Genomic DNA, 21,789 nt, shown 5'->3' with positions numbered 1-21,789 from the left:
CCTCAGTCCTGCAATTCGGTCTGGCGTTCGACAGGGTCGATCAGCACGGCTTTCTGCTGGCGCACCAGCAGGTCGAGAATTTCATCCTGGCGCTCGCCAAGAATCCCGTTGAAGCTGATGCCGCTGGATTTGGTCGGCGCGAGCATGGACACGCGATACAACTCGACGCTCAGCGGCGAGTCGATGGACAGCGGTCCGCTGCCATTGCCGGCCAGTTCGCCGCCGACCACGATCAGTGACACTTGGGCGTCGAACGGATCGAGCTTGATGTCGCGGTCGGTGTCGCTCAGGTCCTTGATGTGCCCGTAGACGCCGGTCAAGCCGTTGGCCATGGCGAGGTTTTCGTAGAGGCGAATGTTCACGCTGTTACGAATGCGGATGCCGTGGCGCTTGTTGCTGATCACCTTGTTGCCCCACAACAGGTTGTCGCCACTCTCGTAGAGGGTGATGCCGTCGGTGTGGTTCTTGTAGATCTCGTTGTAGGCAATGATGTTGTTGACGCTGTTACGGTCGATCACCAGGCCCGACAATTTGTTGTCGTAGCTGCGGTTGTTGAAGATGAAGCTGTCGTTGACCTCACGGGAAATGATGATCCCGTGCTTCTTCTTGGTCCCGTGAACGGTGTTGTCAGCGATGATCAGCCCGTGCGAACGGTCGTGCGGGTCAATGCCGTAGACGATGTTGTCTTTGTAGGTGTTGCCCTTGACCACGAAGTCGCGGGTTTCGTAGCAGTAGAAGCCGTACCACATGTCCGAGAACTCGGAGCCGACGATCCAGCCAGTCGGTTCAGGACGCTTGAGCACCTTGGCCATGTTCGGCGTGTACTGCGAAATACTCACGCCGTAGGACTTACTGTTGGCGTAGCCGAAACTGGCGATCTTGCTGTTGGCGATGTAGGTTTCGGTGCCGCCCCAGGACAGCAGGAACGGACGGAATTCCTTCGGCGACTTGAACGCCGCCGGGCCGTTGTTCTTCTCGCTCCACCCAGTGATTTTGGTGTCACGCACGAACAACTGGCCGTCGTTGACCAGGAACGAACCGGCTTCTTGCGACAAGCGCAGTTCCTGGGTTTTCTGGTCGATTTCGAGGATGCCTTTGCGCCCTACGACAATCGGCAACTTCGCCAGGAAGACGCCCGGCGAGGTTTCGCTGAAGTACTGCTTGGGCAGCTTCTTCGCCAGGTCTTGCAGGTTCATGTAACCGTCGTCGACGAAGATCGCCTGCGGGATGCCGTGCTGACGCACCACCCACTCGGCCATCTTGTTATCGCCGCCGATAAAGTCCTTCAACGCGTCTTCCTGCATCATCCGGCGCACGCTGACTTTGCCCGGCTGGGTGCGCACGACTTTCGCGGCAATCGCTTCGGCGGTGTAGCCGGAAGTGTCCGGCAATTTTGGCTTTTCCAAGTCCAGCGGCGCGGTCGGGGCGCTGCTGACGGTGTAGGTCTTGGCTTGCTGAAGTCCCTTGGCCACGGTGCTCGGTTGGCCTTTTGCAGCAGGCGCAACCGGCTCGGCGTTGGCAAAGGCGACCGAACTGGCCAGCAGCATCGCGCCGGCCAGCAACGTGATCGAGCCTCTCTTCGGATGGGTCATGTCGGGCACTCCTTTCGCGGCTCGCATCAGAAGCGCCAGATCACGTCGACAAACGCGCGGTGCATGTACGAATCGACTTCTTTGCCGTAGGCATCGCCGGGCTTGAACACACCGCCACGGAAACGCACGAGGGCCGAAGGCTCATCGATGGATTGGCTCAAGGCGGCTGGCAACAGGCCTTGTTTGAAGTACTTGGTGACGACCAGGTCCATTTCCTGACCCAGGTCCTTGTTGCCATCCTGCAGCGGCAGCGAGGTGCTGGAGAGGATCGCGCCAGTGACGTCGTCAGTGTCGTTCTCGACGGCGTTGATGCCGTTGCTGCCGACCGGCTTGCTGCCGTCGACACGCCAGAACTTGTGGTACACGAGGCTGGCGTCGTATTCGTCGTTGAGCATCCACGAACCGAACAGGGTCGCGGTTTGCATGTTGTTCATTTCGCCACGGAAGGCTTCGCCGAAACGGTGAACCCGCGAGCGAGTACCGGTGTAGTTCGAGCGGTTGCTTTCCAGGCCGTTCTGTTCGTAATCGGCGCTGGCGCGGGCATAGGCTGCACCGACTTGCCATTGCGGATCGAGGCGCAGACGCACGCCGACATCGGTGGCCCAGCCGTTAAGGTCTTCACCGGTCTTGGCTTCGGTCGGGCGGGTGCCGTCGGCATTCAGCGCGTTGACCGTGTCGGTATCACCGCTCATGCCGGTGATGCTGCCCCAGTAGTTGACGGTATTGGTGTTGCGCCAGTTGTAGGCGTCGCTGTCGGCGGTGAGGCCGAGCCAGCTGATGTCACCGTTCTGTTTCTTGTCCAGCGAGTCGCCGGCGACACCCGGTTCCGGGTAATCGAGCTTGCCGTCATCGTGAGTGTGATGACCGCGAATCCCCACCCAGTTGCCCGGTGTCCACTGATACGCTGCATCGGCGTAGGCGTGCAGGCGATCCTTGTCTCTCGGCGAAAGCTCTTTCAAATCGGTGCGGTATTCGCTGAAGCGTTCGGCGATACCGGCGTTGGCGCGCAACAGGGTGGTGTCGAAGGTCCAGTTCAGCGCTTCGATGTTGGAGTCGCGCCATTGCCCGTCGTCATTGCGCAGGCGTTGGCGACCGAGCTTGAGCATCTCGCCAGGGTATGGCGTGAGGCCGCTGTAGCCGACCCAGAATTCACGCATGGCCAGGTAGTTTTTCCTGGTCTTGCGGTCACCGTTGTCGGTGGTCTGCGCGCCGTCGTTATCGGACTGTTGCAGGGTGTCGGTTTCGATGATGTCGGTGGACGTCACCGCTTGACCCATCGCGTAGGCGCTCCACGCGCCGCTCTCGCCATAGACCCACGGACGCAGGTCGAGGCCGACGCCGTTGACGTCGCCGCCGTCGGCAGTGCCGAGGTCGCGGTCGTCTTCAGACTGGCCGGTAACTTTCACTTCCAGACCGTAGTTCTTGGCTTCGGTCAATGCTGCCAGGGTCGGGCACGACCACAGCAGGGCGAATGTCAGGCCAATGCCGGCCTGAACAAATGGATTCAGCTTCATAGTGTTTCCTCGCCGTCTTCTTCTTGCAGTGCATGCAGATCCAGCTTGTTCTGGCTCGAGGCGCCACGAACGGCCTGTTCTTGTTTCAACAGGCGTTGGGCCTCGGCGAGCTGGGCAGGCGGCAGTTGGGCTTCTAATGTTTGCGCAAGCTCGGTGGCTTGCGGGGTGTCCTGAGCCTTGGCCAACTGGCTGAAGACATACGCGTTAAGCGGGTTGGGCTTGGTGCCCTTGCCTTGGGAAAACAGCTGGGCGATGGCGAAGTCGGCGCTGTTCTGGCCGTTGCGCGCAGCGGTCAGCAGGTGATCCAGAGCTTTCTGCGAATAGACCTGGCCAAGGTAACCACGACGGTAGATCTGGCCGAGGTAGTAATCGGCAGCCACTTCGCGGCCCACAGCTTTCTGGAAATGCGCTTCGGCGGCTTTGGCGTCAGCCGGCACCCATTTGCCTTCGTAGTAAAGCTTGCCGAGCAACAGTTCGGCGCGCGGTTGATCCGCGGCGCGGCCGTTGTCGAGGTACTTCATCATCATGTCGACGTCGCCCAGTTCGGGGAAGTCGTAGAGCAATTGCGCGAGGCTGACCCAGGACGCCGGGTAGCCCGGGGCGATGTCTTCGAGCAGCGCCTGCGCGGTTTTCTCGTCGGTTTTGCCGAGGCTGGCATCACCGAGCACACGGGCGACGCTGTCGACACGTTGAGCGGAAACAGTGCCGCGCGAATGTGCCGCTTGCATCTGTTTGATCAGCTCGGCGGTTTGCTCAGGCTTGGCTTGTTTCTGATAAACCGTGGCCAGCTCGACGTAGCAGATGTCGGTGGTGTTGAGCGCGGCTTTGCAGATGGTTTCGACTTCGTCCAGGTGCTGGTCGTAAGTGCCTTGCGTGCGGTACAGCAGCACTTGGGCCAGGCCCGCTTCCGGTTTGCCTTCGGCGCGCCAGTTGCTGATTTGCTGCTGTGCATTGATGTTCGGGAAGCTGTGCGGGTATTGCAGGTACAGCATGGCCAGCGGGATCAGCGTGTTGCCTTCGCCATTGGCCGAGGCTTTTTTCAACAGGGTTTCGGCTTCGTGCTGTTCGGCTTCGGTCGAACCCGGCTTGGCGACCAGCAGGCGACCGAGACGGGCTTGAGCGCGCGGCGAAACGTCAGCCGCGGCGCGGTAAGTCGCCTCGGCCTGTTTCATCTGCGCCGGGTCACGGCTGTCGACCTGGATATCGGCGAGGCCGACCTGGGCTTCGCTGTAACCGAGGTCTGCCAGTTGCTGATAATTCTGCTGCGCCAGCGCGGTGTCGCCGCGCTTCAAGGCTTCGTTGGCCAGGCGTTGGTCGGGCAGGCCGACGCAACCGCTGAGGCTGACCGCAAGGGCCAGTGCGCAAAACGCATAACCCTTGGGCGAGCGAGCATGCTCGCGCTGCTGGCGGCTCGGTGCATCAGACAGACCGCGCTGATCCCATCGCGAGCAAGCTCGCTCCCACAGGGACTGCGGTGTACTGAGGATATTTGGAGTCGTCACGGGCATGTCCTCTGCTTAAATACCGGCGGCCATGGCTTTGTCGATCAGCCAGTTCAGGCTCGGGCCACGATCGCTGTTCACTTCTACCGGGCGACCGGCGAGGGTGCTGTCGAGCGGCTCGTCAGGCTTGATCAGGACACGGATATCGGAGGACAGGTCAGCGCTTTTCAGGCTGGTGCTGCTGACGATCTTGCCGGTGCGAGTCTTATCTTCGCCGGCGATTTCGAACGTCACTGGAGCGCCCGGACGCACGTCGGCGAACTGGCGATAGGAGAAGCGCGCTTCGATGTTGGCTTCGCTGTTGCGCGGCACCAGGTTGAAGATCACATCACCCTTGCTGGCGTACTGACCGTTGCCGACCAGTTGCTGCGCCACGGTGCAATCGCACGGCGAGGTCAGGGTGCCGGTCATTTGCTTGCCGAACAGTTCTTCAACCTTGGCCGGTTGCAACTGGTCTTCGTCCAGATGGCCCTTGAGCACATCCAGCATGCTGGTGCTGAAGGTCGCCAGTGGCGCGCCTTTGGCGGCAACGCCGTCGTCTTTAACCAGGCTCTGCACGGTGCCGTCACGCGGCATGGTGATGTTCATGCCTTGCACGCTGACCAGACCGGCCTGCGCATGGCTGACGAAGTACATGCCGTACACCGACTTGAAGATGAAACCGAACGCCGCGAGGCCGACGAGGAAAATCGCGAAGCTGAACGTCACTGCCCGCAGACGCCCGAACGGCGTCATGCCGTGGCCGCCATCCTTGACCTTGCGCGCCTTGGTGAAGTTGTCGCGCTGCAGGGTCGCCAGCACTTCGCCCATGCTGACGATGTCGCCGGCCAGGTGCGAGGTGATCAGGTGACGCAGGGTCGAGATGTCTTGCGGTTCGAGGTTCTGGAACTGGCAACCGGCGCGGCCGGTCTGGCGATCGTAGGAACGGATCTGCAACTCGACGTCCATCGCCAGGCCAAGGTTATCGATCACGAACTGCAGGCGAGCCTTGTGCACTTCACCGATGGTCAGGGCTTTCTGGGTGCCGGCGTTAAAGCACAGGCCACCGGCGGAAAGGTCTTCGACCCGTGCTTCGACCGGCGCGCCGGTGGTTCCGAAAAAGCGCAGCTTGGCCGGGATTTTCACGCGGGCGTGTTGGCGCTGGGCTTCGGATTCGTGCACTACGTTGGTGTTCAGGGCGGTATTCATATGGGCGATTTCCTGGTTAATTCAATAAGGGGGCGGTCAGACCATCATCAGCAGCACGGCGACAAAAATGCTGCCGGCGGAGAAGGTCATGGTCCGAGACGACCAGGTGTTGAACCAACGTTGAAAGCTGGCGAGATCACGGGTCAGTTTGGTGTCCTGGCGAGTCCAGGACTGTTGATCGAGGCGGAAGAACACGTAGATTTTCACCAGCGCGCCGACGATCTGGTTGTAATACAGAATGATCGGGTAAGCCGGGCCGATCCGGTGGCCGGAGCACGACAGCAGCAAGGTCAGAATCAGGCGGGTGAGGCCGATCCACAGCAGGTACGCGAGGATGAACGCGCCGCCGTACTTGACGCTGGCGATGATCGCGACGGTCAGGCCGAGCAAGGACGTCCACATCGACACCCGTTGGTCAAACAGCACCACCGAGGTGAACAGACCGAGGCGTTTCATCCCCAGGCCGAGTGCGCGGGAGTTCTGGCGCAGGTTGTTGCCGTACCAGCGGAACATCAGTTTGCGGCTGGCCTTGATGAAGCTCTTTTCCGGCGGGTGTTCCACGGTGTGGATTGCCGCGTCGGGCACGTAGAACGTGTCGTAACCCAGACGCATCAGGCTGAACCAGCTCGACTTGTCGTCACCGGTCAGGAACTTGAAGCGGCCGAGGCGCCAGTGTTGCAGCGAGTCGCTTTCGACGTCGGCGATGAAGTCCGGGTCGGTGACCACGGTGGCGCGGAATACCGACATCCGCCCGGTCATGGTCAGCACGCGCTTGGACAGGGCCATCGAGCACATGTTGATGTGACGCTGAGCGAAGCGCAGTTTGTGCCACTCGGCCATGACGTAGCCGCCGCGCACTTCGCAGAACTCGTTGGTGGTCAGGCCGCCGACGTTGCCGAACAACTGGAACCACGGCACGGTCTTGAGCACGACGCCTGGGGCCAGCACCGTATCGCCATCGATCACCGCAACCACTGCGCGGTCGTCCGGCAGGTGGCGGGAGATGGCGCGGAAACCGTAGGCCAGGCCGTCACGCTTGCCGGTGCCGGGGATACGCACGAAGTCGAGTTTGACGCGATCCGGCGGGTTCATCCGGGCCCAGAGGCTTTTCACCAGCAGCTCATCGGACATTTCGACGATGGAGCAAACCATGGTGGCCGGCAGGCCGCAGTCGATCGCTTCGCGGATCACCGAGCTGTACACCTGGGCGGTGGTCAGCGCGTCGATACGAAAACTGGTAACCATCAGGTACACGTGCGACGGGTCTGCCGCTTTGCCCAGCTTGCGCACTTTGCGCCGCAGGTGCGGGTAGACCACGTACAAAAACAGCATGCCGCGCAGAAAGTGCGTGGCACCCATCGAGTAACGCCAGATCCCGATGAAACCGATCAGGAAAATAAAGTCCTTCGACTCGGAGTCGAACGTGGACGAAGGCAACGCCATGGCGATGCCCATTAATAAACTTAGGTAAAACAGCCAACCGGCGGCCTGAAGTAGGCCGTGCTTTAGCCTGTGCATAATCTGCATCCGTCTCGATCTCGGGCGAGCCTGTTGGGTGGCCCGATGGGGTTAAGGCAGGCGAAAGTCCGGCCGGGGGTTGAATCCCCCGGCCGGAAAATTGACTTACCAGCAGATGCCTTCGGTACGACCGGTGACGCTGGTGGCTTGGGACATGAAGCCGACCAGGTCGATCACTTGCTTGCCGTGTGGAGCCTGTTGCGCCAGGGCACGGAATTTCTCGTCACGGTTGCCGAGGATGATCACGTCGGAGTTGTTGATCACTTCGTCGAAGTCGGAGTTGAGCAGCGACGAAACGTGCGGGATCTTCGACTCGATGTAGTCGCGGTTCGCGCCGTGGACACGGGCGTACTCGACGTTGCTGTCGTAGATGCTCAGGTCGTAACCCTTGCCGATCAGCATTTCTGCCAGATCAACCAGCGGGCTTTCGCGCAGGTCATCGGTGCCGGCCTTGAAGCTCAAGCCGAGCAGGGCGACTTTGCGTTTGTCGTGGCTGGAAACGATGTCGAAGGCGTTCTGCACTTGCGACACGTTGCTGCGCATCAGCGAGTTCAGCAGCGGTGCATCGACGTCCAGCGAACCGGCGCGGAAGGTCAGCGCACGCACGTCTTTGGGCAGGCAAGAACCGCCGAACGCGAAGCCTGGGCGCATGTAGTACTGCGACAGGTTCAGCGTCTTGTCCTGGCAAACCACTTCCATCACTTCGCGACCATCAACGCCGACCGCTTTGGCGATGTTGCCGATCTCGTTGGCGAAGGTCACTTTGGTGGCGTGCCAGACGTTGCAGGTGTACTTGATCATCTCGGCGACCGCGATGTCCTTGCGGATGATCGGTGCGTCGAGTTCTTCGTACAGCGCTTGCAGGACATCGCCGGAAGCCTTGTCGAATTCGCCGATGACGGTCATTGGCGGCAGGTCGTAGTCGGCGATCGCGGTGCTTTCACGCAGGAACTCAGGGTTCACTGCAACGCCGAAGTCGACGCCAGCCTTTTTGCCGGAGCAGTCTTCGAGGATCGGGATGACAACGTTTGCGACAGTGCCCGGAAGCACGGTGCTGCGAACCACGATGGTGTGGCGGGTTGTCTTGTCACGCAGAACAAAACCGATCTCGCGGCACACAGCCTCGATGTAGTTCAGTTCCAGATCGCCGTTCTTCTTGCTCGGCGTACCGACGCAAATCATCGACAGGTCGGTGTCGCGAATCGCCTCGGCGAAGTTGGTCGTGCCGCGCAGTTTGCCGGTCTCGATACCCTTCTGCAGAAGCTCGCCCAGACCCGGTTCAACGATCGGCGATTTGCCGGCGTTGATCATATCGATCTTGTCTTTGGCGACATCTACGCCAACGACGTCATGGCCACGTGCAGACAGGCAACCGGCACATACTGCACCGACGTAACCCAAACCAAATATGCTGATGCGCATCGCATTTACCTCTGTAATTATCAAGCCATTAGATGGCCGGAGTTAATGGTGTTCAGCGGTCGTAGTGCACTCGAAAGTGCGTGCTTACAGGCACTGCAATGCAGCGCGCAGGCGGACTAAGTTCGAGTGACTAAATAAGTGCACTCAAGATGTGCGCAACTAGGCCTTATTATTATGGTGTGCCCTGTTATGCATCCGGCCCCGTGTGGTGGGGTCGTTGGCGCAAGGATCTTGCGCGCTCAATACCAGGCGATATGCCTGTAAATCAAGCGGTTGGGTGCTCGGTGGAGCACGTTTATAGGGGCGCTGCCTTGGCCGTGTAGGGGACACTAATGGTGCGTATCTCCTGTCCTTTAGGTGTTGCCCAAATAAGAGCCCGTTAGGTGGAAGTTAATATGACAACTTCGCTACATGGGTCTCGTCTCTGCGTAAGTTATCTCCTACAGCATCAAGGAAATTCGTTACCGGTGGTATGAACGACGCATTTGGACATAGTTCCGATCCGCCCATCGCCAATTCGGAAATTTCTTGAAATATTGGCAAAGATGGCACTGCTCTCATATTGATAGCACTTAGCATTTGGGCCTTTATATAAAGGGACATAATCCAAGTGGATGGTTAAGTGCCACTACCGAGAAAAATTTTCGGTGCCACTACGGAGAAAATTGGTAATTGTCGAGTGAAACAAAAGTTAGTAAATGCGCTGTTGAATTTTTGGCGCCAAGAGTTTGGCGAAAGAGGCGGGGATTGTTCGACGATCAAACAGCGGCGCACGACCGCAGGTCGTGCGCCGAATCAGGGCATTACTCGGGCGCGTGATCGCGCAGGAATACCAGATTGTCAGGTTTCGATTGTTCGGCGCTGTAGCGATAACCCTGCACATCAAATTGCTTGAGTTGGGCCGGGTCGTTGATACGTTCTTCAATGACAAAACGGCTCATCATCCCGCGCGCCTTTTTGGCGTAGAAGCTGATGATCTTGTATTGGCCGTTCTTCAAGTCCTTGAAGTCGGTGTTGATGATCCGCGCGTTCAACGCCGGGCGTTTGACCGCCGAGAAGTATTCGTTGGACGCCAGGTTCAACAGCACGTCATCGCCCTGATCGGCCAATGCTTCGTTGAGCCATTCGCTGATGCGCGTGCCCCAGAAGGCATACAAGTCCTTGCCGCGCGCATTCGCCAGTTTGGTGCCCATTTCCAGGCGATACGGTTGCATCAGGTCGAGTGGGCGCAGCAGGCCGTAGAGGCCGGACAACATGCGCAGGTGTTGCTGGGTGTAATCGAAATCGGCTTCGCTGAAGGTTTGCGCATTCAGGCCGGTGTACACGTCGCCCTTGAACGCCAGCAGCGCCTGCTTGGCGTTTTCCGGGGTGAAGTCGGGCGTCCAGCTGCCGAAGCGCGCGGCGTTGAGCCCGCCGATCTTGTCGGAGACGTGCATCAATTCGCTGATCTGCGCCGGCGTCAGGTCGCGCAGCTGCATGATCAGCTCCTGCGAATGGTCGAGGTATTGCGGCTGGGTAAAACGCTGGGTCGCCGGCGGTGTTTCGTAATCGAGGGTCTTGGCGGGGGAAATCACCATCAGCATGAAGTCGTCTCCTTTAATCGTGGGGGCGATTCTAGGGGGTTGGGCGGGCTGACTCCAGCTATCAAGTCCATAGGTGATCGGTGGTTTGCGCAAAACCTGTGGGAGCAAGGCTTGCCCGCGATGACGGCGGGTCAGTTGCCAATGATGTCGACTGAAACAACGCCATCGCGGGCAAGCCTTGCTCCCACGGACCTCGGCATTGCCACGGGATCAGCTATAGTGCCGCGCGGGTTTTGTTATGGAGACATCCCTTTGCGTATCGCTTTTCTACTATTCGCCTGGCTGTTGAGCTTCGGTGCCATGGCGGCGCCCGGTGACGCCGCCACGCTGGACCGCAGCACCTGGCCAGAGCCGCTCAACAGCCCGACGCTGTTCGACGTCGCCTCGCGCGCGGAAATTCTCATGTTCGCCAAAGTGCTGCTGGGCACCGAGTCCCTCGACGAGGTGACTCTGGCCCAACGTCTGGGCCTGCGCACGATCAATGTCGATTCTATTAACCAGCTGCGCGATCGCCTGTGGCAGCGTTTGCTGAGCAACTACAACTTCGCCCAGCAGAGCTGCGATCAGGATGCGTCGTTCTGTTTTCTCGTCGAAGACCTGGCGACCTTGCGCGAGCAAGCGGCGAAATTCGTCATCAGCGAAGACAGCTTCTATATCAAGTGGTCGGAACCGAGCCGGTTATTCCACTTGCAGTATCTGGACGAACTGTTGCGCAAGGCTGCGCTGTTCCCGCAGACCAGCAGCGAAGTCGATCGTTTTGGCGACTATGAGCGCAACGGCGATGCGATGAATGACCGGCTGTTCCTGCTGACCTTCGACACCGCGGCGAACGCGATCCCGGACAACACCGGGTGGCTGACCGAATACCTGCGCAAGTCGAATCTGAACGGGACGTTCTTTGTCCTCGGCAAAGACATTCAGGCGCGTCTGGGCGAACGCTCGGTCGCCAGTTTGCAGGCGACGTATTCGCAGCAATGCATCGGCGTGCAGGGCTGGGAGTTTCGTTCGCACAGTTACTGGCAGGATTGGCAGGACTCGGTGCGCCGCAGCGCCGATCTGGTCAAATCGAAGTTGCCGGAGAATTACGTGCCGCTGTTTCGTCCGCCGGATGGCCAGCGGCGTGCCGACGCGCAGGGTTTCTTCGAGGCACAGGGTCTGCAAGTGGCGCTGTGGGACATCGACGCCCAGGACGGCGCCGGCAAGCTCAAGGGCAGCCAGAGCGGGCAGCGCGTGCTGACGCTAATGCTGTTATGGCGCCACGGCGTGATCAATTTCAATGTGAAGCAGGACGCGGTGAAAACGGCGATGCCGTGGATTTTCACGCAAACCGCGCAAAGCGGGATCGGTTGGGAAGACTGTCAGAACGCGTTTCGCTGAAATCGTCAAAGGCACGCAAACATTGGGGCAGAGGGCAGGGTGGGGCGAATTTGCAAGATATTTCGGTGCAGGCGGACTTCCGACTTTAACGGCACATTGCCTGCACGCCAAGGGCTATTCGTCACTCTGAAAAATAAACTTCAAAAAAACGTCAAAGTGCTTTTTTCTGTCATGGGTTTTGGAGTATTACGAAGACAGACCGCCGAAACCTGCAACACAGGTGGCGTCTTCCAAGACCCAATTTGTGTGCAGTTCAACCGTCGCTTCCCACGAGCATCGCGGCTGAATTCGGTAGTCACTTCGAGGCGCAGCACTGTCAAGGTATTGCGTCGCCTGGCTCCCACAAAGGTGACCGAGTATGGATGATCACGGACGTAGTTCTTCCTCCAACCAGCCAATCCTTTATGTACTCGATACCAACGTATTGATCCACGATCCAAACGCCCTGCTTAACTTCGAAGAACACCACGTCGCGATCCCGATGACCGTGCTTGAGGAGCTGGACAAGCTCAAGAGCGGGCATCACAGCGTTGCGGCCGAATGCCGTCAGGCAATCCGCCTGATCGACAAGACCCTGGGCGATGCCAGCCCCGAGGATGTCGAACTCGGCGTACCAATCCAGCGCGGCAAGAGTGGCTCCAAGGGTTTGCTGTCAATTCTGATGAGCAAGCGCGCCGAGCCGAACATCATTCTTCCCGAACACCTGAACGACAACATCATCATCAATCAGCTGATTGACCTGCACGCGCGGGAGCCCAGTCTGCCGGTGGTGCTGGTCACCAAAGACATCAACATGCGCCTCAAGGCCCGCGCCTGCGGGATTGCGGCCGAGGATTACAGCACCGACCAACTGGTCGACGACGTGTCGATGCTGCCCAACGGTTATCACAACATGACCGGCTCCTTCTGGGACCGTGTGAGCAAGGTCGAAACCCGTCAGGACCACGGCCGCACGTGGCATCAGGTGCAGTTGACCGATAACCTGCCGGCGGTGCACATCAACGAGTTCATCATCGACGAACAGGGTTTTGTCGGCTGGATCAAGGAGATTGAAGAAGACCGTCTGCTGATTCTCGACCTGCATCAGGAACCGCTGCTGCACCAGGAAGCCTGGGGCCTGAAACCGCGTGACATCTACCAGAGCCTGGCGCTGTACGCCTTGCTCGATCCGGACATTCACCTGGTCAACCTGTCCGGCGCCGCCGGTTCCGGCAAAACCATTCTGGCCTTGGCGGCGGCGATCGAGCAGACCATGGTCAGCAAGCGTTATCGGCGCATCATCGCGACCCGTAGCGTGCAGGGCCTGGACCAGGAAATCGGCTTCCTGCCCGGCACCGAAGCGGAAAAAATGGAGCCGTGGCTGGGCGCCATCACCGACAACCTCGAAGCCTTGCACATGGATGACGAAAACACCCATGGCAGCGTCGATTACATCCTCAGCAAAGTGCCGTTGCAGTTCAAATCCCTCAACTACATCCGCGGCCGCAGCTTCCAGCAGAGCCTGATCCTGATCGACGAATGCCAGAACCTCACGCCGCACCAGATGAAAACCATCATCACCCGTGCCGGCGCCGGTTCGAAAGTGGTGTGCCTGGGCAACCTGGCGCAGATCGACACTCCTTACCTGTCCGCGACCAGCTCCGGGCTGACGTACCTGACTGAACGCTTCAAGGATTTCCCCAACGGTGTGCACATCACCCTGCAAGGGGTGCCTCGCTCGATCCTGGCCGAATACGCCGAATCGCATTTGTAACCGCTTTACCAAACCGGGCGGCCCAACAGCCGCCCGGTTTTTTTATGCCCAACCCAAATCTGTAGGAGCAAGGCTTGCCCGCGATGGCGTCGTGTCAGTCAGCATCACCATTGACTGATCTACCGCCATCGCGGGCAAGCCTCGCTCCCACAGGGGGATGTGGTGATCCGACAATCAAGCGTGCGGAAATTTGACCCGCAGGTTTACAATCGACGCTCCTGATCAGGAGTAACCCTGTGCTGACTCATCTCGATTCCCAAGGTCGCGCCAACATGGTCGACGTCACTGAAAAAGCCGTGACGTTCCGTGAAGCGACCGCCCAGGCGCTGGTGCGCATGCAGCCTGAAACCCTGCAAATGATCGTCAGCGGCGGTCACCCCAAGGGTGATGTGTTTGCCGTGGCGCGGATTGCCGGCATCCAGGCCGCGAAGAAAACCAGCGATCTGATTCCCCTGTGCCATCCGCTGATGCTCACCGGCGTCAAAGTCGAGCTCAGTGCCGAGGGCGCTGACAGCGTGCGCATCGTCGCGCGTTGCAAGTTGTCCGGGCAGACCGGCGTCGAGATGGAAGCGCTGACGGCCGCCAGCGTCGCGGCGCTGACGATCTACGACATGTGCAAGGCTGTCGACCGTGGCATGACCATCGAAAGCGTGCGCCTGCTGGAGAAACTCGGCGGCAAGAGCGGGCACTTTCAGGCGGATCCGTCATGAACGTCACCGTGAAATTTTTCGCCCGTTACCGTGAAGTGCTGGGGGGCGATTCTCTGAAGGTTGAGGGCGACTTCGCCACGGTCGAAGACGTCCGGGCATTGCTGGCCCAACGTGAAGGCGCCGAGGTATTGAGCGAGCAGAACCTGATGTGCGCGCGCAACGAAGACCTCTGCCAGCTCGATGAGCCGCTGGTCGATGGCGATGAAGTGGCGTTCTTTCCAACCGTGACCGGGGGCTGACCATGGCGATTCGGGTGCAGCCTGCGGCGTTCGACCCGGGCGCTGAAGTCAACGCGATGCATGCGGCCAATGTCGGTGTCGGCGCGGTGGTGAGTTTTGTCGGTTACGTGCGCGACTTCAATGACGGGCTCGACGTCGCCGGAATGTTTCTCGAGCACTATCCGGGCATGACCGAAAAGGCTTTGGGCAAGATTGCGCTGGAAGCCGAGCAACGCTGGCCGCTGCTCAAACTGGAAGTGCTGCACCGCATCGGCGCGCTGGAACCGGGCGAGCCGATCGTCTTCGTCGGCGCCGCCAGCGCCCATCGCCAGGCTGCGTTCGATGCCTGCGCGTTTGTCATGGACTACCTGAAAACCCGCGCGCCGTTCTGGAAGAAAGAACTCACCAGCGACGGCCCGCGCTGGGTCGAAGGGCGCGCCAGCGACCACGCGGCGGCGGATCGCTGGAAGAAATAACTCAGCAGCATGATCGTTCCCACACTGGATCTCCATGCGACACAGATCTCCTGTGGGAGCGAGCTTGCTCGCGATGAGGCCCTGCGCATCACCTAATCCCCAATGTTTCACCGCCCGACCACCGGCCCCCCACCATCCCGCTTGCCCAATTGACCATTTATACGTAAAAGTCCAGTATGGATTTCCAAGTACAAAAAGGTCATTGCACCACGTTCCAGCTCTTCTTCTGTCTTGCCAAACCAACAACAACCCGCGAGAGAACAAACATGAAGAAATTCCCCCTCATCACCGGTCTGGCCCTGAGCCTGTTGGCGTGCAGCGCTGCGTTTGCCGCCGACAAGACCCTGCGCATCGGCATCGAAGCGGCTTACCCGCCATTCGCCTCGAAAACTGACAAAGGTGAAATCGTCGGTTTCGACTACGACATCGGCAATGCCCTGTGCGCGCAGATGAAGGCCAAATGCGTGTGGGTCGAAGGCGAGTTCGACGGTCTGATCCCTTCGCTGAAAGTGAAGAAAATCGACATGGCGTTGTCGTCGATGACCATCAACGAAGACCGCAAGAAGTCGGTGGATTTTACCCACAAGTATTACTTCACTTCATCGCGGCTGGTGATGAAGGACGGCGCTGTGGTCGACGATCAATACGCGAGCCTCAAAGGCAAGAATGTCGGCGTGCAACGCGCGACCACTACCGACCGTTTTGCCACCGAGGTGTTTGAGCCGAAGGGCGTCAACGTCAAGCGCTACAGCAACAACGAAGAGATTTACATGGACTTGGCGGCCGGTCGTCTTGACGCGATTTTTGCCGACACCATTCCGCTGAATGACTTCCTGTCGATGCCGCGCGGCAAGGGTTACGCGTTTGTCGGGCCGGAACTCAAGGACCCGAAATACGTCGGCGAGGGCGCCGGGATCGCCGTGCGCAAAGGCAATAGCGAGTTGGTCAGCGAGCTGAACACTGCGATTGATGGCATTCGCGCGAATGGCGAATATCAGAAGATTTCCGACAAGTATTTCAAGACCGACATCTACGGCGATTGATAGACCGCCTTCGCGGGCAAGCCTCGCTCCTACAGATGGAATGCGTATTCCTGTAGGAGCGAGGCTTGCCCGCGAAGAGGCCCGATAAAACAACCCACCTCTGAAGGGCTACCCCTTCAACTCCTTCAAATGCTTGTAAACCGTCGCCCGGCCCATGTTCAGCACGTTGGCCACATAGTTGGAGGCGCTTTTGCCCTTGAACGCGCCTTCTGCATGCAGCGCCAATACCAGCTCGCGTTTGTGGTCGCGGGTCAGCACGCTCAGGCTCAACTGACGCTCGCGCAGCCAGGCATGCAGGAAGGTGTTGATGCGCTCCTGCCAGTCATCGCGAAACAGTGAATCGGGTTGCGGGATCAACTTGCTCGGCGACAGGAACAAGTCCAGCGCAGCCTTGGCGTTCTCAAACAGCGAAATATTCAGATTGATGCACAGCACCGCCAGCGGATGACCGTCGCTGTCGCGCAAGACGCTGCTGAGGCTGCGAATCTTCTGACCGTCCCAATTGAGCTTTTCGTACGGCCCGATGTTTCGTTCGCTGACTTCCTCGCTAAGCATGTCTTCCAGCGACGAGTCATCGCCGATCTCGCGTTTCGACAGGTTGTTGGCGATGTAATCGACTTTCTGCGTGCGCAAATCGTGCAGCACCACCTCGGCGTGAGGGAAGAACAGCGTGGCGATGGCGTCGGCAATCGCCCGATAGTTGTCGAGAGACGAAGCAGCCAGGGCCGAGTCTGTTTCAGGTGCATTCATACAGGTCACTCCAGGCATCGTCAGCGCCCCATCGAGCAGGGCGCTGGAAGTTTGCCGCAATCGTCTGTGGACGTCACTCAAGTCTGACGCAGCAGGCGCTTCAACCCAGCCGGGCGGGGGAGAGCATCGCCGCGTCGAGGCCGAAGCGGCTGAGTTGTTCCGGCAGCGCTTCACCGCGAACCAGCGCGGCGCTGGCCAGCCCCATCGCTGGCGACGTCTGAATGCCATAACCGCCCTGCGCCGCGACCCAGAACAACCCCGGCACCTGACTATCGAAACCCGCGAGCAGATCACCGTCGCGGACAAAACTGCGCAGCCCGGCCCAGGTCCGTGTCGGTCGGCGGATGGTCAGCGTGGTGGCTTCCTCGATCTGGTAGATGCCCATGGCGATGTCGAGTTCTTCGGGCTGCACGTCGTGCGGTTCGACCGGGTCGGCGTTGGCCGGCGAGCCGAGGAACACCCCGGCGTCGGGCTTCATATAGAAGGATTCGTCGAGCGCCACCAGCATCGGCCAGTGATGAATGTTCACCCCTTCCGGACCGGCGAAGATGAACGCCGCACGGCGTGTCGGTTGCAGCCCCAGCGCCTGCGCGCCGGCCATCTGGCCAATCTTGTCAGCCCAGGCGCCAGCGGCATTGATGATCACTGGCGCGCTGAAACGCTGTTCGCCGGTTTCCACCTGCCACTGGCCGTCCGCGTCGCGGGTCAGGCTCAGCACTTCGCTGTTGGTGTGAATCTCGCCGCCATTGCGTTTGATTCCGCGCAAATAACCTTGATGCAACGCGTCGGTGTCGATGTCGCTGGCAGTCGGGTCGTACAGCGCGCCGTGGACTTTTTCCCTGCGCAGAATCGGCAGGCGGGCGCAGGCTTCATCGGCGGTGAGCAACTGCATTTGCGCCACGGTGGCTTTGGCGCTGAGGTATTGATTGGTCAGCTCGGCCGGGTCGCCGGTGAAATCCACGGTCATTTCGCCGCGTGGCGTCAGCAACGGGTGATCGCAGAAACCACTCGGCGGTGCATCGAAGAAGTCGCGGCTGGCCTGGGTCAGCGCACGCACTTGCGGCGTGCCGTAAGCGGCGGTGTACAGCGCCGCCGAACGTCCGGTCGAGTGATAAGCCGGATGGCTCTCGCGCTCCAGCACGATCACGCGCGCGTGCTGCGACAGCCAGTAGCCAGTGGAAGCGCCGCCAATCCCGCCGCCGATGATGATGAAATCTGCCTGGCTCATGAACGTCTCCTGTGGTGCGCAAATGCTGAAATTTTCAAGATCCCTGTAGGAGCGAGGCTTGCCCGCGAAGACGTCAGCACATCCAACATCAACGTCACTGGAACGCCGCCTTCGCGGGCAAGCCTCGCTCCTGCAAGGGATCGGGGAGTTAGTGCTGGAGTTGATAAATCGCATTCGCCAGCGCTATATCTTCCAGGCCCAGGCCAATTGAGCGGAAGAACACATGGCGATCATATTCAGGGCGTTGCACCTTGCCGCTCAACAGCTCGGGCAAGTCTCCGATAATCAGATCCGAATGCCAGCCATGCTGCTCACCCGCGATCAACATTTCCCCGGCGGCGCCCGGCGTGGTCTGACGATAGTCGCAGAACACCTGCATGTCATTCAGGCGCTGCGGCGGCACCTCGTGAGCGCGCGGCGCGTTGGTGCTGATCGACGTGATCAGCGCCGGTTTGTGCACATTGGCCGGATCAATCACCGGCCCGGCGGACGAGGTGCAGAGCATGACCACGTCAGCGTCGTCGATTGCCGCCTCACGGCTGTCGACCAGCTTCAGCCGTGGATCAAGCTGCTGCAAATGCGCCCGCGCCTCGGCATCCAGCGAGTGCAAACCGGGTGAGTACAGGTTGATGCTCTGCCAGTCGCGCAGCGTTTTCACGTAATGCAGATGCGCTTGCGCGACTTTGCCGCTGCCGATGATCGCCAGTCGCCGCGCGTTCAGCGGCGCCAGAGCATCGACCGCCACAGCGGTGGTCGCCGCCGTGCGCGCCGTGGTCAATTCGCCGGCATCGCAGAGCAACAGCGGCTGGCCGGTGTGCATCGACATCAACAGCGTCCACGCGGTCACCAACGGGCCTTGATCGCGGACGATGTAGGGCGAGGTCTTGATCCCGTAAACGCCATCCTCGGCGAGCACACCCTGAAAATTGATGAAGTCGCCGGCGCCCTTGGGAAATTCCACCAATTGCTGCGGCGGCTGCACGGCTTGCCCGGCAGCGAGGTCGCGGAACAGTTTGCGCAGGATCTGCGGCACGTCGACCTGTGCCAGCAGTTCGCGGGCCTGAGGCTGATTAATCACTTGAGGAGTAGAAGACATGATCGGCTCCGAGCGCGGTGGAAAAACTTGCAGATAAACTAATTTGTCCATTATGGACATTTAGTTGTATCCGACAAGCACCGCTTGGAAGCCGGGCGAAAAAAAAGCGCAGTCCGTTGCCGGCTGCGCCTTTTTCCATGCGTCCCGGGTTACGGGCGCTTTCGCTCAACCGCGCGCAATAGATGCGTCGGCGGCGTTTCACAGCTGATCTTGCGACCCAGCAGCGCTTCGATGGACGGCAACTGGTAGGAATCGTCTTCGCCGGCGAAGCTGATCGACACGCCATCGGCGCCTGCGCGGCCAGTACGGCCGATGCGGTGCACGTAATCGTCCGGCACTTCCGGCAGGGTGAAGTTGATCACGTGGCTGATGCCGTCGATGTGAATGCCGCGACCGGCAACATCGGTGGCCACCAACACGCGAATCTTGCCTTCGCGGAACCCTTCGAGCGTCTTGATGCGCTTGTGCTGCGGCACGTCGCCCGACAGTTGCGCGGCGTTGACGCCGTCGCGCACCAGGCGTTCTTCGATGCGCCGCACCTCATCCTTGCGGTTGGCGAAGACCATCACCCGCTCCCAACCGTTATCGGTCACGAGGTTGTAGAGCAATTTGTATTTGTCGGCACCGGCCACCGCGTAGATGTGTTGCTCGACATTTTCGCTGGCGACGTTCTGCGATTCGATCTCGACGATCGACGGCTCGGTGGTCCATTGCTTGGCGAGGTTCATCACGTCTTCGGTGAAGGTCGCGGAGAACAGCAGCGTCTGGCGCTCGTTCTTCGGCGGCGTCTGACGAATGATCTGCCGCACTTGCGGGATGAAACCCATGTCGAGCATGCGGTCCGCTTCGTCGAGGACCATGACTTCGACCATGTCCAGGTGCACGTCGCCGCGCTGGTTGAAGTCGAGCAAACGGCCCGGCGTGGCGACGAGGATGTCGCAGTGGCGCGCTTCGAGGTGCTTGAGCTGCTTGTCGAAATCCATGCCGCCGACAAACGTCATGACGTTGAGGCCGGTGTACTTGGTCAGGTCGGCGGCGTCCTTGGCGATCTGCACCACCAGTTCGCGGGTTGGCGCGATGATCAGCGCCCGCGGTTCACCCATGTAGCGTTCCTTGGGCGGCGGGGTTTCCAGCAACTGGGTGATGATCGAGATCAGGAACGCGGCGGTTTTGCCGGTGCCGGTCTGGGCGCGACCGATGGCGTCTTTGCCGGCCAGGGTGAAACCGAGAACTTGCGCCTGGATCGGCGTGCAATACGGGAAACCCAGGTCCTGGATGGCGTGCATCAGTTCCGGGGCGAGTTTGAAATCGTGGAAACGGGTTTTGCCTTCCATCGGCTCGACGGCGAAATCTTCGAGCTTCCAGGGAATGACCGGCGCTTTCGGCTTCGGTTCGCGACGCGGTTTGGCAGGTTTTGGCGCTTCGCTGAGCGGCAGTTCCGCAGCGATGGCTTCGACGGGTGGGGCGGCCGGTGTGGTCACAGGCTCGTGTTTCGGTGCCGCTACAGCAGCGGTCCGGCCAGGCTGACGACCGTCGGTGCGGTGGCTGGGGGTTGGAGACGCAGCGCTGGCGACTGGCGCGAGCTGCTCAGCCTCGCTTTTACCGAACATTTTTTTGAGTGCTTTGAGCACGGTCATCTCATCGATTGGTTAAGGAATGTACGCCGGCCAGTGTAATGCAAGAATCGGGCGCGGCGTAGCGGGATGATCAAACGAGGTTCGTTTCCTATTAATAGGCAGCGCTTTGATAGGTAGCGCTGACAAACAGTCAGTTAACCCAAGCGCTCGGCGAGCCAAGTGCCGATATCGCGAATTTCTTCGGGTAACACTTCGTGGCCCATTGGGTATTCCTGCCATGTCACGGTGACACCACGCAGCTTCAAATGCTCGTAAGCGCTGCGGCCCATGGCGTTTTGCACCACCTCATCGTACTGGCCGTGCAGGCACAGCACCGGAATGCGCTGCTGACTGGCCGACAACTGCAGTTCATCGCTGAACGTCGGTGCATAAGTCGACAGGGCTAGTACGCCACCGAGCGTGCCTTCCAGTTTGAGGAAAGCACTGTGTAAAACCACCGCGCCGCCCTGGGAAAACCCGGCGAGAAAAATCCGCGAGGCGTCTATTCCGCTGGCCTTCTGCTCTTCGATCAAATCAATGACCATTTGCGCCGACTCATCCAACTGTTCGCGGCTGATCGCGCGGGCTGGGTTCATGGCCAATATGTCGTACCAGCTCGGCATCTCGTAACCACCATTAATGGTCACTGCGCGGGTCGGCGCCTGGGGCAAAACGAAGCGTGTGGTCAGGAGAGTCTCCTGCAACGCTTCGGCCACCGGAAGGAAGTCGTAGCGGTCGGCGCCCAGGCCGTGCAGCCAGATTACGCAGGCGTCTACGGGCTTGCCGGGCTGAAGAATCAAGGGCTGGGTCATGTCTGCTCCAAATGTGTGCGTGCGCTCTCATTGAGTGCGTGATTCGAGGGCGCGTCTGGTTTATCCGTTAAGAAGATGTCGCAAGGCTACAAGTTTTGCTATTGACCTGTCGCTGAATCGCTTGAGCGAGCGGTGTGGTACGGGCTTTGCTATGGGGAAACCGGTGCAACCAATCTCGCCCCTGGCGGTAACACTATCAGGGTACTGCTGGTGGCGGGATAGCAAAGAATCCGGTGATGGATGTTCGCCAGTGGCCGTTACGGGCTTCGCGAACGTGAAAGGGCTACAGCCCGTTCGGCCGATTGGTGAGAAGCGAGTGGTCCACGGTGTGGATTTTCTCCTAATAGACTCATAGCTAGGTCCTGAAGTCGGTTGACCCCAAAAAAAGCCA

18 protein-coding genes are annotated in these 21,789 nt (G+C 59.8%); 6 read left to right on the top strand and 12 right to left on the bottom strand.

Features of this window, described 5'->3' with window-relative positions:
- Positions 1–2: 2 nt before the first annotated feature.
- From algG to yaaA, 7 genes are all read right to left on the bottom strand, one after another.
- The gene (algG, locus tag BLU01_RS07745) at positions 3–1,592 is read right to left on the bottom strand and encodes a mannuronan 5-epimerase AlgG (RefSeq protein WP_092272978.1); all 1,590 of its coding nucleotides are present in this window, start codon (positions 1,590–1,592) and stop codon (positions 3–5) included.
- Between the two features lie 26 nt (positions 1,593–1,618).
- Positions 1,619–3,106: an alginate export family protein gene (locus BLU01_RS07740; RefSeq protein ID WP_092272975.1), complete on the bottom strand. Its 1,488-nt coding sequence runs from the start codon at positions 3,104–3,106 to the stop codon at positions 1,619–1,621.
- Positions 3,103–4,608 carry an alginate biosynthesis TPR repeat lipoprotein AlgK gene (algK, locus tag BLU01_RS07735; protein WP_092281517.1) on the bottom strand — a complete coding sequence of 502 codons (1,506 nt, stop codon included), beginning with the start codon at positions 4,606–4,608 and terminating at the stop codon, positions 3,103–3,105. Before algK ends, BLU01_RS07740 begins: the two co-directional genes overlap by 4 nt.
- A gap of 15 nt (positions 4,609–4,623) precedes the next feature.
- On the bottom strand, positions 4,624–5,796 hold the full coding sequence (locus BLU01_RS07730) for an alginate biosynthesis protein Alg44 (RefSeq protein WP_092272971.1): 1,173 nt from the start codon (positions 5,794–5,796) through the stop codon (positions 4,624–4,626).
- A gap of 36 nt (positions 5,797–5,832) precedes the next feature.
- Complete coding sequence (alg8, locus tag BLU01_RS07720) at positions 5,833–7,314, bottom strand: mannuronan synthase (RefSeq protein WP_371918768.1); 1,482 nt, start codon at positions 7,312–7,314, stop codon at positions 5,833–5,835.
- A 105-nt stretch (positions 7,315–7,419) separates the two neighbouring features.
- Entirely contained in the window at positions 7,420–8,736 is a 1,317-nt protein-coding gene (locus BLU01_RS07715) for a nucleotide sugar dehydrogenase (RefSeq protein WP_092272965.1), read from the bottom strand.
- A gap of 803 nt (positions 8,737–9,539) precedes the next feature.
- On the bottom strand, positions 9,540–10,319 hold the full coding sequence (gene yaaA / locus BLU01_RS07710; RefSeq protein WP_092272962.1) for a peroxide stress protein YaaA: 780 nt from the start codon (positions 10,317–10,319) through the stop codon (positions 9,540–9,542).
- Positions 10,320–10,571: 252 nt separating this feature from the next.
- Between yaaA and BLU01_RS07705 the strand changes: the two genes are divergently transcribed.
- The 6 genes from BLU01_RS07705 to BLU01_RS07680 all read left to right on the top strand — a co-directional run bounded on the left by BLU01_RS07705 (position 10,572) and on the right by BLU01_RS07680 (position 15,896).
- Complete coding sequence (locus tag BLU01_RS07705; protein ID WP_092272959.1) at positions 10,572–11,696, top strand: polysaccharide deacetylase family protein; 1,125 nt, start codon at positions 10,572–10,574, stop codon at positions 11,694–11,696.
- Positions 11,697–12,054: 358 nt separating this feature from the next.
- On the top strand, positions 12,055–13,449 hold the full coding sequence (locus BLU01_RS07700; RefSeq protein WP_092272956.1) for a PhoH family protein: 1,395 nt from the start codon (positions 12,055–12,057) through the stop codon (positions 13,447–13,449).
- A 236-nt stretch (positions 13,450–13,685) separates the two neighbouring features.
- Positions 13,686–14,159, top strand: coding sequence for a cyclic pyranopterin monophosphate synthase MoaC (moaC, locus tag BLU01_RS07695; RefSeq protein WP_092272953.1), 474 nt, complete (start codon positions 13,686–13,688; stop codon positions 14,157–14,159).
- A complete protein-coding gene (locus BLU01_RS07690) occupies positions 14,156–14,398 on the top strand; it encodes a MoaD/ThiS family protein (RefSeq protein WP_092272950.1) in 243 nt (80 codons plus the stop codon). Before moaC ends, BLU01_RS07690 begins: the two co-directional genes overlap by 4 nt.
- 2 nt (positions 14,399–14,400) lie before the next feature.
- A complete protein-coding gene (gene moaE, locus BLU01_RS07685; protein ID WP_092272947.1) occupies positions 14,401–14,853 on the top strand; it encodes a molybdopterin synthase catalytic subunit MoaE in 453 nt (150 codons plus the stop codon).
- 266 nt (positions 14,854–15,119) lie between these two features.
- The gene (locus tag BLU01_RS07680) at positions 15,120–15,896 is read left to right on the top strand and encodes an ABC transporter substrate-binding protein (protein WP_092272944.1); all 777 of its coding nucleotides are present in this window, start codon (positions 15,120–15,122) and stop codon (positions 15,894–15,896) included.
- Between the two features lie 108 nt (positions 15,897–16,004).
- Here the strand turns inward: BLU01_RS07680 and BLU01_RS07675 are convergent, their stop codons facing one another.
- The 5 genes from BLU01_RS07675 to BLU01_RS07655 form a co-directional block, all read right to left on the bottom strand.
- Entirely contained in the window at positions 16,005–16,646 is a 642-nt protein-coding gene (locus BLU01_RS07675) for a helix-turn-helix transcriptional regulator (protein ID WP_092272941.1), read from the bottom strand.
- Positions 16,647–16,746: 100 nt separating this feature from the next.
- A complete protein-coding gene (locus tag BLU01_RS07670) occupies positions 16,747–17,874 on the bottom strand; it encodes an NAD(P)/FAD-dependent oxidoreductase (RefSeq protein ID WP_092272938.1) in 1,128 nt (375 codons plus the stop codon).
- Positions 17,875–18,022: 148 nt separating this feature from the next.
- The gene (locus tag BLU01_RS07665; RefSeq protein ID WP_269457999.1) at positions 18,023–18,970 is read right to left on the bottom strand and encodes an ornithine cyclodeaminase family protein; all 948 of its coding nucleotides are present in this window, start codon (positions 18,968–18,970) and stop codon (positions 18,023–18,025) included.
- Positions 18,971–19,119: 149 nt separating this feature from the next.
- Positions 19,120–20,607, bottom strand: a complete 1,488-nt coding sequence (gene rhlB / locus BLU01_RS07660) for an ATP-dependent RNA helicase RhlB (protein ID WP_092272932.1) — start codon at positions 20,605–20,607, stop codon at positions 19,120–19,122.
- A gap of 134 nt (positions 20,608–20,741) precedes the next feature.
- Entirely contained in the window at positions 20,742–21,398 is a 657-nt protein-coding gene (locus BLU01_RS07655) for an alpha/beta hydrolase (protein WP_092272929.1), read from the bottom strand.
- Positions 21,399–21,789: the final 391 nt, after the last annotated feature.

Source organism: Pseudomonas prosekii (genome assembly GCF_900105155.1).
Lineage (GTDB): Bacteria > Pseudomonadota > Gammaproteobacteria > Pseudomonadales > Pseudomonadaceae > Aquipseudomonas > Aquipseudomonas prosekii.
This window is presented reverse-complemented; position numbering and strand designations above follow the sequence as displayed.

Bases quoted from the DNA above. Each gene is read 5' to 3' on its own strand.
- algG (WP_092272978.1), bottom strand. From the start codon at position 1,592: ATGACCCATCCGAAGAGAGGCTCGATCACGTTGCTGGCCGGCGCGATG.
- BLU01_RS07740 (WP_092272975.1), bottom strand. From the start codon at position 3,106: ATGAAGCTGAATCCATTTGTTCAGGCCGGCATTGGCCTGACATTCGCC.
- BLU01_RS07730 (WP_092272971.1), bottom strand. From the start codon at position 5,796: ATGAATACCGCCCTGAACACCAACGTAGTGCACGAATCCGAAGCCCAG.
- alg8 (WP_371918768.1), bottom strand. From the start codon at position 7,314: ATGCACAGGCTAAAGCACGGCCTACTTCAGGCCGCCGGTTGGCTGTTT.
- BLU01_RS07715 (WP_092272965.1), bottom strand. From the start codon at position 8,736: ATGCGCATCAGCATATTTGGTTTGGGTTACGTCGGTGCAGTATGTGCC.
- yaaA (WP_092272962.1), bottom strand. From the start codon at position 10,319: ATGCTGATGGTGATTTCCCCCGCCAAGACCCTCGATTACGAAACACCG.
- BLU01_RS07700 (WP_092272956.1), top strand. From the start codon at position 12,055: ATGGATGATCACGGACGTAGTTCTTCCTCCAACCAGCCAATCCTTTAT.
- BLU01_RS07690 (WP_092272950.1), top strand. From the start codon at position 14,156: ATGAACGTCACCGTGAAATTTTTCGCCCGTTACCGTGAAGTGCTGGGG.
- moaE (WP_092272947.1), top strand. From the start codon at position 14,401: ATGGCGATTCGGGTGCAGCCTGCGGCGTTCGACCCGGGCGCTGAAGTC.
- BLU01_RS07680 (WP_092272944.1), top strand. From the start codon at position 15,120: ATGAAGAAATTCCCCCTCATCACCGGTCTGGCCCTGAGCCTGTTGGCG.
- BLU01_RS07675 (WP_092272941.1), bottom strand. From the start codon at position 16,646: ATGAATGCACCTGAAACAGACTCGGCCCTGGCTGCTTCGTCTCTCGAC.
- BLU01_RS07670 (WP_092272938.1), bottom strand. From the start codon at position 17,874: ATGAGCCAGGCAGATTTCATCATCATCGGCGGCGGGATTGGCGGCGCT.
- BLU01_RS07665 (WP_269457999.1), bottom strand. From the start codon at position 18,970: ATGTCTTCTACTCCTCAAGTGATTAATCAGCCTCAGGCCCGCGAACTG.
- rhlB (WP_092272932.1), bottom strand. From the start codon at position 20,607: ATGACCGTGCTCAAAGCACTCAAAAAAATGTTCGGTAAAAGCGAGGCT.
- BLU01_RS07655 (WP_092272929.1), bottom strand. From the start codon at position 21,398: ATGACCCAGCCCTTGATTCTTCAGCCCGGCAAGCCCGTAGACGCCTGC.